Source organism: Ruminococcus flavefaciens MA2007 (assembly GCF_000621845.1).
GTDB lineage: Bacteria > Bacillota > Clostridia > Oscillospirales > Ruminococcaceae > Ruminococcus > Ruminococcus flavefaciens_E.
The window spans coordinates 101355-116688 of record NZ_JHXF01000007.1 but is presented as its reverse complement, the minus strand read 5'-3'; the positions used below and the strand labels follow the sequence as shown (position 1 = coordinate 116688).

At 47.1% G+C, this 15334-nt stretch carries 8 protein-coding genes; 6 read left to right on the top strand and 2 right to left on the bottom strand.

Going from position 1 to position 15334, the window contains the following annotated elements; all coding sequences use genetic code 11:
• Positions 1 to 54: 54 nt before the first annotated feature.
• On the bottom strand, positions 55 to 1977 hold the full coding sequence (locus tag T497_RS0103740; protein WP_080693286.1) for a substrate-binding and GGDEF domain-containing protein: 1923 nt from the start codon (positions 1975 to 1977) through the stop codon (positions 55 to 57).
• 391 nt (positions 1978 to 2368) lie between these two features.
• Here T497_RS0103740 and T497_RS0103735 point away from each other — a divergent pair, with 391 nt between their 5' ends.
• The 3 genes from T497_RS0103735 to T497_RS0103725 all read left to right on the top strand — a co-directional run bounded on the left by T497_RS0103735 (position 2369) and on the right by T497_RS0103725 (position 7287).
• Complete coding sequence (locus T497_RS0103735) at positions 2369 to 2899, top strand: inorganic diphosphatase (protein WP_028514457.1); 531 nt, start codon at positions 2369 to 2371, stop codon at positions 2897 to 2899.
• Between the two features lie 71 nt (positions 2900 to 2970).
• Positions 2971 to 4116 (top strand): ribose-phosphate pyrophosphokinase, encoded by a 1146-nt coding sequence (locus T497_RS0103730; protein ID WP_028514456.1) that lies wholly within the window; start codon positions 2971 to 2973, stop codon positions 4114 to 4116.
• 177 nt (positions 4117 to 4293) lie between these two features.
• Positions 4294 to 7287, top strand: a complete 2994-nt coding sequence (locus T497_RS0103725) for an ABC transporter ATP-binding protein/permease (RefSeq protein WP_028514455.1) — start codon at positions 4294 to 4296, stop codon at positions 7285 to 7287.
• 115 nt (positions 7288 to 7402) lie between these two features.
• Here T497_RS0103725 and T497_RS17315 read toward each other — a convergent pair whose 3' ends face one another.
• Positions 7403 to 9838 (bottom strand): glycoside hydrolase family 11 protein, encoded by a 2436-nt coding sequence (locus T497_RS17315; protein ID WP_051530508.1) that lies wholly within the window; start codon positions 9836 to 9838, stop codon positions 7403 to 7405.
• Positions 9839 to 10354: 516 nt separating this feature from the next.
• Here T497_RS17315 and T497_RS0103715 point away from each other — a divergent pair.
• The 3 genes from T497_RS0103715 to T497_RS0103705 all read left to right on the top strand — a co-directional run bounded on the left by T497_RS0103715 (position 10355) and on the right by T497_RS0103705 (position 15325).
• Positions 10355 to 13375, top strand: coding sequence for a family 43 glycosylhydrolase (locus T497_RS0103715; RefSeq protein WP_028514454.1), 3021 nt, complete (start codon positions 10355 to 10357; stop codon positions 13373 to 13375).
• A gap of 209 nt (positions 13376 to 13584) precedes the next feature.
• A complete protein-coding gene (locus tag T497_RS0103710; RefSeq protein WP_028514453.1) occupies positions 13585 to 14337 on the top strand; it encodes a helix-turn-helix domain-containing protein in 753 nt (250 codons plus the stop codon).
• 196 nt (positions 14338 to 14533) lie between these two features.
• Entirely contained in the window at positions 14534 to 15325 is a 792-nt protein-coding gene (locus tag T497_RS0103705; RefSeq protein WP_028514452.1) for a helix-turn-helix domain-containing protein, read from the top strand.
• Positions 15326 to 15334 lie beyond the last annotated feature (9 nt).

Here is a 15334-nt window from a genome sequence, read left to right as displayed (position 1 = left end):
AAAATTACGGATCATGCATGAAAAAACCGCAGCAAATGCTGCGGTTTTGAAAACTTATGCGTAGCGGCGGGGCTTCTTTTGGCGCTTGACGTTGTACATCTGCTGGTCGGCTGCCGTTACGAAGCGGAAGATATCCTCTCCCTTTTGAGGAGTGGCGATGACATAGCCTGTACTTGCGCTGAGGATAAACGGATTGAAGCCTGCGCCGTTGACCTTGCTGATATTCTCCTGTATGGTGTTTGTGAGATTTTGCGCCATTTCTTCGGTATAATCAGCGCCGAATACTATGAACTCGTCGCCGCCGAATCGGCAGAATATCTCGCCGTTCTGACAGGAGTCCACAAGCACGTCAGCAATACTGCAAATAGCCTTGTCGCCTGTGCTGTGACCGTAGGTGTCATTTATGACTTTCAGTCCGTCAAGGTCGATGAACATGAGCATTATATCGCGGTGCTTTTCCATGCAGTCGTTATAGATATCCTCAGTTGCCTGCATGAAGCCGTTACGGTTGAATATGCCCGAGAACGTATCCATGGTATACAGGCTTCCGAGGCGTTTTACTGCGTATTCAAGGCACATGAGCTTTCTGATGTTCTCAAGTGAGTTTGAGATGTTTATGCAGAAGGTCTCAAACATGATGTTCTGAAGGGGCAGGCGAGTACTCCTGATAGCCATGTAGCCGAGACAGCGTTCGCCGAAATGCAGAGGATTTATGAAGTAAAGCTTGCCGTCTTTGCCGCCTTCTGCAACGGGCGGCAGGATGTCCTGAGAGCGTATGCGGCAGCATTCGTGGAATTCGCCGTTATTGTACGCTATGGGGACTATCACATAGTCCGTATATGCCACGGGGACAGCCCTGCGTCTCATATGTCTGCTTGTTGAGCGGTCAACGTCGGTCTCGGAATCCCAGTTCTCGCATAGACAGAAGTAAAACTCGTCAGGGTGTATCTCAACGGTGATACGCTTCAGGGAAGCGATATAATCGTCGAAATTGCTGCAGGCAAGAAGCTGTGTGGACATTCTGTTCAGCACGGACATATAGGTCTGTATGCTCTCAAAGTTGGAGAAATTCATGTAATTGAGCTCTTTAAGCTTGCTGACGTCCGAAACAGCGTTGTGTCCGCAGCCGCAGCTCTCCGTGAACATTGCGGACATATTGAGGATAATATCCCTTTCCTGAACAATGCCGTTGAAGTGGTTGTACAGCATTTTGCAGGCAAGCTCTCCTGACAGCTCAAGAGGTCTCGCAACTGAGGTGAGCTCCATTTGGTAATTATGGCTGTTGTAGGTGTTGTCAAAGCCTGTGACTGCCACGTCCTCGGGGACTCTCAGTCCGTGGGACATAAGTGTGGCTATGGCAGAAGCCGCCATTACGTCGTTTGCGCAGACGATAGCCTCGGGAGGCTCGGGCAGCTCATCGAGGAACTGCTCAACGGCAGTCTTGCCCGAGGGAGCGCGGAAATCTCCGTAGGCAACAGCCTTATCTGTTATCTCAAGACCGTGCTCGCCGAGGACTGTGCAGAATGCGGCGAGTCTGTCGGAGCTTTCGGGATTTTCGGCAGGTCCCGAGATATAGGCGAATCTTTTGTAATTATGGACGTTTATCATATGCTCGGTGATAACGCGCATGGCGTTTTTGTTGTCGATACCGATATGATAGAAGCCCTCGAGGTCGTTGTCGATGCTTACGGCAGGTATGCCTGCTATTGTAATGCGTTCAAGTATATCGTTCACGACGACCTGATGTGAAAGTGTGTTGGTCAGCAGTATAGCTCCGTCAAAATCGGAAAAATCAGGGAGATTGAACACGTTGAACTCTCCCATATCATGGCGCGGATTGTCCATGTCGCCGCTGAATGACGTGAATGCGGAGACATTAAGACCGTATTTTTCGGCACCTGTTGATATACCGCTGATGATAGCGCTCTGGTAGCTCTGTCCGATTTCTTCAATAATGACCGCTATCTTATAGCTCAATGACAATACCCCCTTTTGATTTTTGTTCTACGAATGAATGATCTTTTTTTATATTTGCGGAATATAGCATATAACTATTTTACTACAAATTACATAAAAAATCAATAGACTTTTATTATAATTTTTATTAGATATATTCACGCTTTATTAATATTCGCTGTTGAATCAACAAACGACAGTTAAATATTCTGACGATTGAAGTCGAAAAGACGAAAAATCTTCGGGATTTTTGGATAATTTATCAGATTTGCCGAAATTGAATGGTCATATTGACAAATCACAAAAAAATGGTATACTAATTAGTAGGGGATAACGTCATGTTTAATGGCTTTATCAAATCATTTCCGTTACTGTGCCCGATGCACGGACGGACTGCCGCGGAGGAAATCCTATGAATATTTGGCATAAGATCAGTCCAAAAAGAATAAGTCCCGATGATTTCATCGCAGTTATCGAGATTGGCAAGGGAAGCAAGATCAAGTACGAGCTTGACAAGGAGACAGGTCTCATAATAATGGACCGTATCCTTTATACTTCCACCCACTATCCCGCTAACTATGGATTTATCCCAAGAACTTTCTCAGATGACAACGATCCGCTGGACGTTCTCGTGCTCTGCTCGGAAAAGCTCATGCCGCTTACGCTGGTAAGATGCTATCCTATCGGAGTTATCAGAATGCTGGACAACGGCCATCACGATGAGAAGATCATCGCTATACCCTTCGACGATCCTAATTACAATATGTACAAGGATATCGAGGAGCTTCCAAAGCACGTATTTGATGAAATGACACATTTTTTCACAGTTTATAAGGAACTTGAAAACAAAACAACAGCCGTAAACGAGGTCGATCATGCGGATATTGCAAAACAGATAATTGCCGAGGATATCGAGCGATATATCGAGAATTTCTGCAAGTGAGCAATGCTCTGACCGAAAGTGACTAAAAAGCGAAAGGAGTATCCTGCGCATCTGCGCGGGAAAAAGTGTTTATGACAGCTTCAAGTGAAATTTTATTCGGCAGCGATTCAAATGTCGCACCTATCGGCATTATCGCTATGAACAGCGTTACCGAGCTCGGTAAGAAGATCGACGATTATCTCGTTGACTGGGCAGGCAAGGGCGGTATCAACGTTGATTCCTTCCTCGTTGAGAGCGAATGCCCCCGTTTTTCTTCGGGCGACGGCAAAGGTCTCATCAAGTCCACTATCCGCGGCAAGGACCTCTTCATCATCGTTGATGTCGGAAACTACAGCATAAAGTACGACTACTTCGGAATGCAGAACGCTATGTCTCCTGACGACCACTTCCAGGACCTCAAGAGAATAATTCAGGCTGCAAGCGGCAAGGCTCACCGCATAACTGTCATCATGCCTACTCTTTACGGCGGACGTCAGCACAGAAGAAGCTATAGGGAGTCACTTGACTGTGCCTGCGCACTTCAGGAGCTGGAGGCTATGGGCGTATCAAACATCGTTACCTTTGACGCTCACGATCCGAGAGTTCAGAACGCTATCCCGCTCATGGGCTTTGATAACGTTATGCCTACTTATCAGGTACTTAAAGCTATGCTCAAGGACGTTAAGGATATAAGCTTCAGCAAGGACAAGTTCATGGTAGTAAGCCCCGACGAGGGAGCTCTCAACAGAAATATGTACTATGCTTCTGTTCTCGGCGTTGAAATGGGTATGTTCTACAAGAGAAGAGACTACTCGACTATCGTAAACGGCCGCAATCCTATCGTTGCTCACGAATATCTCGGAAACCCTGTTGAGGGCAAGGATATCTTCGTTTCAGACGATATCATCTCATCAGGCGAGTCTATGCTGGACGTTGCTTCTGCTCTAAAAGAAAAGAAGGCAGGAAGATTCTTCGCTTACGCTACTTACGCTATCTTCACAAACGGTCTTGAAAAGTTCGACAAGGCTTATGAGGACGGCATTATCGACGGTGTATTCGGTACAAACCTCACATACAGAACACCTGAGCTCCTCAGCAGACCTTGGTTCCACGAGGTAGACGTATCAAAGTACATCGCATACTTCATTGAAGCTATCAATCACGACGTTTCTATCAGCAAGATCATCGATCCTCACATAAAGATCGACAATCTGCTCAAGAAGTACGGCATGAAGTAATATAACAAGGGACACTGTCAACAAACAGTGTCCTTTTCTTTTGTGAAATTTGTGTGAAACCATTGTTAATTTCCTACAACGCGATTGACTTTTATTCGTCAAAGTGCTATAATCAAAAGTGGAAAATTTAATATGCATATAGGATTAAAGGTAAAAATATTTACAGGAGGAGATCCAGTGCTACAGCTTAAAGACATAGTTAAAAAGTACGGCAGCGGAGAGAACATCGTAACGGCTCTTGACGGAGTGAGCGTTACCTTCCGCGAAAGTGAATTTGTGGCTATCCTCGGTCATTCGGGCTGCGGTAAGACCACGCTTCTCAACATCATCGGAGGTCTCGACCATTATACATCGGGAGACCTCATAATCAACGGTACTTCCACCAAAGAGTACAAGGACAGGGACTGGGACGCTTACAGAAACCACTCTATCGGCTTCATTTTCCAGAGCTACAACCTTATCCCGCACCAGACAGTATTATCCAACGTCGAGCTTGCTCTTACTATCTCGGGCGTGTCAAAGTCCGAGCGCCGCAAACGTGCCAAGGAGGCTCTTGAAAAGGTAGGTCTGGGAGACCAGCTCCACAAGAAGCCCAACCAGATGTCGGGCGGTCAGATGCAGCGTGTGGCTATTGCCCGTGCGCTTATAAACGATCCTGATATACTCCTTGCCGACGAGCCTACAGGCGCTCTCGACTCGGAGACTTCCATTCAGGTAATGGAGCTTTTGAAGGAGATAGCCAAGGATAAGCTGGTAATAATGGTAACTCATAACCCTGAGCTTGCCGACCAGTACGCAACACGTATCATAAAGATAAAGGACGGAAAGCTCACAGGGGACAGCGCTCCCTTTGACGGCGAAAAGTCCAAAAAGGACAAGAAGAAAAAGGCTGACAAAAAGGAAAAAGTCCGGAAGAAAAAGAAGGTCTCAATGTCCTTTGGCACGGCTGTTTCGCTTTCTCTCAATAACCTGCTCACCAAAAAAGGAAGAACGATACTCACAGCCTTTGCAGGCTCTATCGGTATCATCGGTATTGCCCTGATTCTTTCCCTTGCAACAGGTATCAACGAGTACATCGACAACGTTCAGGAGGAAACTCTTTCCTCTTATCCGCTGGAGATAATGCGTGAAAACACCGATACCTCGGGTATGCTCAATGCGCTGATGAAAAATCAGGAGGAGTACGAGAGCCGAGAGTTCAAGGACGACACGGTCTACGCAAATACTCAGGTTTACGATATGTTCAACTCCTTCAATGCCTCTGCAAAGCAGATAAACAATATGAAGGACTTCAAGACATTCCTCGACAGCGACAGCGTTATCAAGGAAAAGTCCACGGCTGTAGGCTACAGATACGACGTTAAAATGCCTGTGTTCACCGAGTCTCCCTCGGGCGATATCATCAAGGTGGACTTTATGGATATGTACAGCAAGGCTATGGGCATGAGCGACTCCGACATGATGGCGGCTACCATGAACAATCCTATGGCAGGCATGGAGATGCAGGCTTTCGGACTCAATGTCATGGAGGAAATACTGGCAGGGGAGAACGGCGAGCCTGTAAGCAATATCGTCAAGGAACAGTACGAGGTGGTAAACGGCAGATGGCCTGAGAAATACGACGAGGCTGTTGTTGTTCTCACCAGAAATAACGAGCTCCCCGATATCATAGTTTACGCTATGGGACTCAAGGATCAGGAGGGCTTCAGTGAGAAGCTTAAGGCTGTAATGAGCAATCAGGAGATAACTGATTATGGTCAGACTGAGTGGAATATCGATGAGATAACAAACAAGAAGTTCAAGATGATACTTCCCTGCGAGTACTATCAGAAGAACCCCACAGGAAAGGGCTACAATGATATCTCGGCAACTCAGACAGGACTTGATTATCTCTTTGATTCGGGCGATATTGGTACAGATATCAAGATAGTCGGCTTTATCCGCCCTACAGAGGACGTAAAGGTGCCTATGCTCAAGGGCTATGTGTGCTACACAAGCGCTCTTACCGATTATGTTATTGAAAAGACCAAGAACAGTGATATAGTAAAGTCCCAGACAGAGGACAAGGAGAACGATGTGCTGACAGGTACAAAGTTCATGACAGATGACTATGTTGCTCCTACAGCCAAGGAAAAGGCTGATACCGCAAAGGAGTTTATCAAGAGCGCTGACGCCGATACAAAGGCTGACATTTACAGACTTGTTGCCGAACAGCCCGATCCTGCACAGGCAGACGCTCAGGTGCAGGCGGCTATGAAGGACTTTGACCGAAACCAGTTCATTAGCCAGATAACAGAGATGTATTCCGCAGAGCTGGGAGTTGACGCTTCGCAGATAACCTCATTTGTTGCGCAGATGAGCGACGAGGAAGTCAAGAGCTATGCAGAAGAAGCTATCCGTGCTCAGATAGCCGAGCAGTACGCTAAGGCGGTTCAGGAACAGCTTGGCTCTCTTCCCAATGCAGAGCTGGCAAAAATGCTTGATTCCGCAACGATAAGCGATGAGGTATACGGACTTATCTTTGATAAGTATACTCCCGAGGAGATATCGGACTCCACATATGATGACAACCTCAAAACACTGGGCGTTGCTGACGAGACCGATCCGTCGCTGATACGCATTTACGTCAAGAGCTTTGAGGACAAGGACGACATCGCAGACGCTATCACACGCTACAATGACGGTACCACTAAGGAGCAGGACGTTATCCACTATACAGATGTGGTTGCACTTCTCATGTCCTCTATCACAGGCATTATAAGCGGTATATCCTACCTGCTCATTGCTTTCGTAGGTATCTCGCTGGTAGTTTCATCAATTATGATAGGTATCATCACCTATATCTCAGTTCTTGAAAGAACACGAGAGATAGGTATCCTCAGAGCTATCGGCGCTTCAAAGCGCAATGTAAGGACTGTTTTCAACGCAGAGACTCTTCTTGTAGGTCTTGCGGCAGGTCTTATGGGAATCGGAGTTTCGGTGCTCCTGACTATCCCGATAAACAGCATAATCCACAGCGTGACCAGCCTTGATACGCTCCGCGCTCATGTTCCTGTAAAGGGAGCGATAGTGCTTATCATCATAAGCATGGTGCTCACTCTTATTTCGGGACTTATCCCGTCGGGCGTTGCGGCAAGAAAGGATCCTGTGGAGGCTCTCAGAACAGAATAAGTTATACTATTATAAGTATAAGCCATTTGAGCTTTTGAAGCTCAAATGGCTTTTCTTTTTGCACAAAAAGAAAGACAGCGCATAAAGCGCTGTCCTTCATATGTCAACTATATCATTATTTGAATGCGTATCTCATGAATGTGTAGAGATGAGGCTTTACAGAGCCTGCGTCGTGTCCGCCGTTAGGGATAGACTGGTAAACGTGGTCAACGCCGTTTCTTGTAAGGATATCGCTGTACTGCTTGGGGAATGTTCCTACGACGCCGTCGTTTGTGCCGCCTGTTATCATGAATACATTCGGCTCAGGTCCAACGTCTCTGAACTTCATTTCGCTCTCCTGCATACAGCCTGGGTGCTCCATGAACATATCCTTGCCTGGTGTGATACCGGGTGCAGGGCAAGCTCCGCCAACGTAAGCGAAGAGGTCGGGACGCATAAGACCGATGTAGATAGCTTCACGTCCGCCCATTGAGAAGCCTGTGATAGCACGGTTTTCTCTGCCTGTCTTAACGGGATAGTTAGCCTCGATGAATGGGATAAGGCTGTCTGAGATATCATAGAGGAAGTTATCGTAAGCTGCGCATACTTCCTGATTGATTCCGAAGCCGCCGCCCTGATTGCCGTTCTTGCTGGTGTACTGGCTCGGGAGAACGATTATCATTTCCTCTGCCTTGCCGTTTGCGGTAAGTCCTGCAAGAAGCTCCTGAACGCCCATGCCGCTTACCATGCTGCCTTCGTTGCCGCCGATACCGTGGAGAACGTACATAACAGGGTACTGCTTGCTTGCGCTGTAGTTAGGAGGCAGGATAACGTTGCAGCTCTTCTGACCGCCTGTGAACTTGCAGTTGTATGTCTTCTTCTCGACCTTGCAGCCGCCGCTCTTTTCGTTTCCGCCGGGAACTGAAGTAGGCATATCCTTGCGGATATCTGCATTGAGGTTATTGCCTGAGCTTGAAGAAGATGAAGAAGTAGTTGTGATAACTATCTTCTCGGTAGTTGTTGTTATCGGCTTGGTCGTAGTAGTTGTTACAGGATCGGGGAATGACTTCTCCATACCGAGTATAAACTTCTGGAGAAGCAGGAGGTCTGCAACATTTACGGTACCGTCGCCGTTTACGTCAGCATTTTCGGGAGTCGAGCCGCTGCCTGACATCATCTTGAGAATGCCTCTTCTGAGAGGAGCAAGGTCGAATGAGTTGATAACGCCGTCGCCGTTGATATCGCCTCTGATACCCTTATTTGATGCTGTTGGGACTGTTGTTGTCTCGCTGCCCGGAGTGCTGATAGTATGGCTTCCGACATCTTCAAGAGGAGATGTGTTCTTGATGCCGCCGAAAGCGTTGTCGATATAGAAATCCGTAAGGCTGTCGGGAGCTTCAACATAGAGAATAAGGTCTGAAGCGCCTGACGGGATAGTGAACGATGTATTGGAAAGGTCCACCCATTCACCCTTTGGAGCTGTGAACTCTGCCACCTTATCGTAATTGGCTGTGCCGCTTGCGTCGTTATACTGGAGAGTGAGCTTCATAGCTGTTGAGGACTCGCCGTCCTGCTTTACAAGTGCGCCGAAGCTGTATGTTTCGCCTGCTGTGAAAGCACTTGAGTCGAGTGTGAGCTGTGCGCCGTGCCAGTTGTCGCCGCGTCCTGATACCAGTATGCCCTTTGAACCGTTGAATCCGTCAGAGCTTGTTACCTTAGCTCCTGTTCCGCGGGCTGACCAGTCGCCTGCGCCGCTCTCGAATTTTTCTTTGAAGTAGTAGCCGTTTGCGTCAGGCTCTGCCTTGACAACGGGCTGAGTTACGGGCTCGCTTGTGGGCTCGGGTATACTGCCGTCGAATGAGATAGCTTTAACGTTAGCGTTTCCGCTTGATCTGTAGCCCTCGATGTTGAGGGATACCTCGTAGAGAGTACCGCTCATATCCAGACCTGCCTTTGACCATGCGTCAAAGTGCTTGGATACGCTGATAGTACCCTTCATATAGTTGGTGGTATTATTCTGTGAACCGCTCTTCTGACGGACGCTCCAGTACTGAGGGAATGTAGCCGTGCCGTCCAGAGATGGCTGATTATAGCGCATTGTTTTGCGGATATCGTAGGTATTGCCGTTCAGGGTAACTGTACCCTTGTTTTCGCCGTCATTTCCGGGTGGACGCCAGTCGCCCCAGCCTTCGACGATGTAGTATTCCATGAGAGGGTTCCTCGTCCAGCCGTATACGCACATATAAGAGTTGCCCTTTGGGGTGTACTCTACGTCGTAGGAGAGGGTAATGTCTCCGAAAGCCTTGTAGTTCTTTTTCTGGCTGTCGTAGTTCTTGCCCATACGTGCGAGGAAGTTTTCAATGTTGCTCCATGAGCAGGTGAAAGAGCCTGCCTTAGGCGTCATTGATACCTGTCCCTGACCGTTCTGGTTCCACATTTCGTAATCGAAACCGCCGATGTTGCCTCTCTGCTGGGCGTCGGCTGCGTTCACAGAAGGAACGGCAGGCAGGCTTGCAGCCACCATTAACGCTGTAACGGCGCTGCTGATGAATTGTTTAACTGTTTTTTTCACTTCAATCACTCCTTTGTTTTTTAGAAAAAAAGCAAACTTATGATTTCAGTAATCCCCATAAGGAGCCAAGTGCTCCTTTTATTTCTATGATATCATTATAAAACATCTGACCTGTTAATTGCAAGTTAAAATTTGCGGACCTTGTATATCTTGGCTAAAAATTGCTGACTATACCAAGACGATATATAACAATAATGTAAAAAGATGAACAATCATTGTACAGGTTTTTATGTTTAAGATATCATTGTATTTTACATTTTTGGTGGACTTTTTAAATAATAGTATTTACACTGTATAGTTTAAAAATAATAAAATTATAAAATATCGTTAAAAATTGCTAAATAGGGTAAAGATATTGTTACTTAAAGGAAAATTTTGGTATATTATTACTACAATATACATTATAATATAGAAAATATATAAAGAAAGTGTGAACTCTGACCGTTAAGAAGTTCACAAAACCAGAAGGGAAATTATAGGTAAGCATCTAAAAAACTTAATAATGGGGGCATACTTATGAAAAAGATCATTTCATTCGCTGCGGCGGCTGCAATGTCTCTGACATCTTTGACAGCCATTTCTGACGGCAGTATTGTCAAGGCGGACAATCCTGCTATCCAGACCATCTACAGCACCGATCCTGCGCCTATGGTGTACGGCGACACAGTGTATCTCTATACAGGCCGCGACAAGGATAAATCCGATTTTTATTATATGCCTGACTGGCACTGCTATTCCTCAAAGGATATGCAGAACTGGACAGATCACGGCATGATCTTATCGTGGGATTCCTTTACATGGGGCAAGGAGGACTCGGCATGGGCTGCACAGTGCATAGAGCGCAACGGCAAGTTCTATTACTATGTGACTCTCGAGAACAAATCGGGCGGCGGACGTGCAATAGGCGTTGCAGTAGCCGACTCGCCCACAGGACCGTTCAAGGACGCTTTAGGCAAGCCTCTTGTTGGTCCTAACTGGGACTACATCGATCCTACCGTATTTATCGACGATGACGGACAGGCATGGCTGATGTTCGGAAACCCCACCTGCTACTATGTAAGGCTCAACGAGGACATGGTGAGCTATTCGGGTTCTATCGGCAAATTTGACATGAACGCCCAGAGCTTCGGTCCTTCGAGCAAGGCTTCGTCCTACGGCGAAGGTCCGTGGTTCTACAAGCGCAATGACAAGTATTATCTTGTATTTGCTGCATTCTACGGCAATGACGGCGGTGAGAGCCTCGGCTACTCAACAGCTCCGTCACCGACAGGTCCATGGACATACGGCGGACAGGTTATGAAGCCTATCAACTGCTTCACAAACCACCCCGGCGTTATCGACTTCAAGGGGCATTCATACCTGTTCTATCACGACGCAAGTCTTCCGGGCGGCGGAACCTTCGACAGAAGCGTCTGCATAGACGAGTTTTGGTACGGCGCAGACGGCTCTATCCCGACTATCTCGCCTACAAAGACAGGTCCGAAGCAGCTTGAGGCTCTCGATCCGTACAAGAGGGTAGAGGCTGAGACTATCTGCTTCTCAAAGGGCGTAAAGACCGAGAAGTGCAGCGAAGGCGGCTTGAATGTGGGCAATATCCAGAACGGCAGCTACATCAAGGTCAGCGGAGTTGACTTCGGCAGCGGCACAGACAAGTTCACAGCAAGCGTTTCATCCGATACAGACGGCGGAGACATTGAGATATACCTTGACAGCCTTACAGGCAAGAAGATAGGCACCTGCAAGGTGTCGGGCACAGGCGGCTGGCAGACATGGAAGGAGGTCTCATGCGATATCAGCGGCGCAAGCGGCGAGCATGACCTCTACTTCAAGTTCACAGGCGGCAGCGGCTATCTGCTGAATATGGACTGGTGGCGTTTCGGCAGCGGCGAGGAGCAGCCTGCAAAGACTACAACCACCACAACGACTGCTACAGCTCCTAAGAAGACCACGACAACAACTTCTGTAACTACTGCTCCTAAGAAGGAGACGACTACGGTTACAACTGCTTCGGGCAGCACGGAAACAGACGATTACATCTTCGATTACTCATTCGAGGACGGTATCGGCGACTGGACAGGCAGAGCAGGTGCAAGCGTTGATACTGCTTCAAAGGCTTACAAGGGCAGCAAGTCCCTTTTCTGCTCGGGCAGAAGTGAAGCATATCAGGGCGCAGCTATCGAGCTGGGCAGCAGCTTCAAGGCAGGTGAGACCTACAGCTTCAGCGCTAACGTTATGTACGAAAGCGGCAGAGACAGCGATACATTCCACTTCACCATGCAGTACGACATCGGTGACGAGACAAAGTACGCAAAGATAGCTACAGGTCAGCCTATGAAGGGCAAGTGGGTACAGCTGGCAAATACTGATTTTCAGATACCTTCGGGTGCTGAGAATATTATGATATACGTTGAGACGGACAAGAGCACCTGCGACTTCTATGTTGACGATGTAAAGGCTGCTAAGGCTGGCACAGTCATCGGGGGAGCAGAGGGCGGACAGTTTATCCTCGGCGATATCAATTCCGACGGAAAGGTAAATTCCTTCGATGTTCTGAGAGCAAGAAAGCTTCTCGTTGCAAGCAGCAGTGCGGAAATCTCAAAGCTTGCTGACGTTGACAAGAGCACAAAGTACGAGATGAACGACCTTGTTCTTCTCCAGAACTACGTTCTCGGCAAGATAAAGGAGTTCCCCGATAATTCACCTGAGCCGCCTAAGAGCGACTTCAACTACAACGCTAATCTCCAGTACAAGGCAGCTCCTGACAGCTACTTCCGTCAGCCTGCGAATCACGGTACTGTTGTCAAGGAAAACTACAACGGCATAAACGGCAACAAGAATATGTACGTATATCTGCCTTACGGTTATGACGAGTCCAAGAAGTACAACGTCTTCTATCTCATGCACGGCGGCGGAGAGAGCGAGGAGACCTGCTTCAACGACGACAATATCAACATTGATATCATGCTGGACAATATGATAGCCAACGGCGACATAGAGCCTATGATAGTTGTTACTCCTACGTTCAACAAGGCTCCAAGCGCTGACGGCGTTTGGGAGGAGATGCGCAAGAGCATTATCCCTTACGTTGAGAAGAAGTATTCCACATACGCTGAGGATACGTCTATCGACGGACTCAGAGCTTCGAGATATCACCGTGCATACGGCGGATTCTCGATGGGCGGCGGCTCAACATGGGCAAACTTCAATAACAATCTCGATATCATCGCATACTTCATGCCGCTGTCAGGTCACTGCTGGGACGGCGCAGGCAAGGTGCTCAGTGCTGCAAGAAACTCAGGCTTCAAGAAGAATGAGTATTTCGTACTGGCTGCAACAGGTACGGACGACCTTGCATACGGAAATATGGTTCCGATGATAAACGAGCTAAAAAAGAATACAGACGTATTCACATACACATCCGACTTCTCAAAGGGCAACCTGTACTTCCTCGAAGCAAGAGGCAATGTACACTGGTGGCCGCAGGTTCGTCATTACATCTATGACGCTCTGCCTTACTTCTTCCACGAGAACCAGTAAAGTTCTATAAAACGTATAATTACAGTTATTCAAGCTCACCATGCACAAAATGTATGGTGGGCTTGAGTCAAGTACCGCACATTTGCCTTTCAGGGGATATAAAATAGTGAAAAATGCAGAAAATGTGGTACGATTTCTACCAAAATACTTGAAAAATTCACAATTTGATGATATAATAGGGGTAGAGTATCAATTGCGAGGTGACCTACATGAGCGATTACACAGAAAAGTATATTTCTTCCCATCTTTTCCTCAAAAGAGAGGAAGGCTTTGAGCACGCCCCGTTTGACCGCGAAATAGCTTGCTATGAGAGCATTTGCTCGGGTAATATCGAGCTCGTCAAGGTATTTGCAACTCCGCTTTGCAGCGAGGGATACGGTATTCTCAGCAAGGATCCGCTGAAAAACCTGAAATACCATTTTGCTATCTCAGCTGCTCTCATCGCACGATTCTGTATCAACAGCGGTATGACTCTCGAAGAAGCGTATAACCTCAGCGACATCTACATCATGAAGGCTGATGAGTGCCGCACCGAGGCAGAGGTTCACGCAGTTCATCAGGAGATGATAGAGGGCTATACGCGCCACATGAGAAGAGTGCGCAACAGCGGAATTTACTCCAAGCAGATAGTCCGGGCTCTGGACTACATCAGCGAGCATCTCCACGGAAAGATAATGATAGAGGACGCAGCTGCTTATCTGAAAATAAGTCCTGCATATCTGTCAAGACTTTTCAAGGCGGAAACGGGTATTGCGTTCAGCAACTATGTCAGCAAGACAAAAGCCGAGGAGGCTGCGAATCTGCTGACTTTCTCGGAGTATACAGACTCTGAGATAAGCAATCTTCTTGGGTTCAGCTCACAGAGCTATTTCATCAAGATATTCAAGAAATATCTCGGTGTAACTCCCAAGGAATACAAAAAACGTTACAAATTCCCTGACTTCACGAAAGAAAATCAATAATTCTAAGCTTATCCCCTGCATATGCAGGGGATAACATTTTGTGCAAATATCATAATTGTACCAAATTTGACATTATTGTAATATAATTATAGGTTGGAAAGTAGTATAATCTAATCAATAAATGAACGTTTCGTGAATGTTTAAGCGGGAATCTGTCACAAAATAAAATGAAAAAACTTAAAGCGAGGGTTTGACAATGATCATTAACAATGTTGGTTTTGACCACTGCCATGACGCAGATTTTTTTATCGACAGACCTGACGGAAGCGGCGATTATCTCCTGCTTCTGCTCCGTTCGCCTGCGATATTTGAAGTGGACGGAAAAGAGATCCTTACCCCTGCGGGTTCTGTTTTTATTTACCCGAAGGGCAGGGCACAGCGCTATCGCTGCGTGCCCCTTAATGTGTTTGAAAATGACTGGGTACATTTTGACTTCGACGATATAGGCGAGGAGGAGGAATTCCTCAGCATGGGCATACCTATGGAAACTGTGGTAACTATGCCCCTTGAATTCCTCAGTTACTGTGTGAAGTCAATAGCATATGAAAAATATTCTGATAATCCGTGCAGAAGCGAGTCTGCGGAGCTCTTTATGCGTCTTATGTTCATAAAGATACGCGAAAAGACTCAGGATAAGGTATCGGGCAGACGCAGCAGCCAGTTCGAGCTTATCTCTACAGTGCGCAATAAGATATACAGCAGACCTTACGAGCAGCGCAGCGTTGACAGCACAGCCCATGAGGTCCGTATGAGCCGCTCGGCTTTCCAGCACGCATATAAGAAGCACTTCGGCATGACCTTCATCGAGGACCTTGTCCGCAGCAGAGTCAGCTATGCGAAAATGCTTCTTTCAACTACAAATATGAATATCAATGACATTTCTGTGAGCAGCGGTTATCACAGCTATGTTCATTTTGCAAGACAATTCAAGGAGCAGACAGGATTTACTCCGTCTGAGTACCGCAAAAAGGCGCAGAATGCGATGTGAGCTCGTTCA

Excerpts from the sequence above, each read along its gene's own strand:
- T497_RS0103735 (WP_028514457.1), top strand. The coding sequence starts at position 2,369 with ATGAATATTTGGCATAAGATCAGTCCAAAAAGAATAAGTCCCGATGAT.
- T497_RS0103730 (WP_028514456.1), top strand. The coding sequence starts at position 2,971 with ATGACAGCTTCAAGTGAAATTTTATTCGGCAGCGATTCAAATGTCGCA.
- T497_RS0103715 (WP_028514454.1), top strand. The coding sequence starts at position 10,355 with ATGAAAAAGATCATTTCATTCGCTGCGGCGGCTGCAATGTCTCTGACA.
- T497_RS0103710 (WP_028514453.1), top strand. The coding sequence starts at position 13,585 with ATGAGCGATTACACAGAAAAGTATATTTCTTCCCATCTTTTCCTCAAA.
- T497_RS0103705 (WP_028514452.1), top strand. The coding sequence starts at position 14,534 with ATGATCATTAACAATGTTGGTTTTGACCACTGCCATGACGCAGATTTT.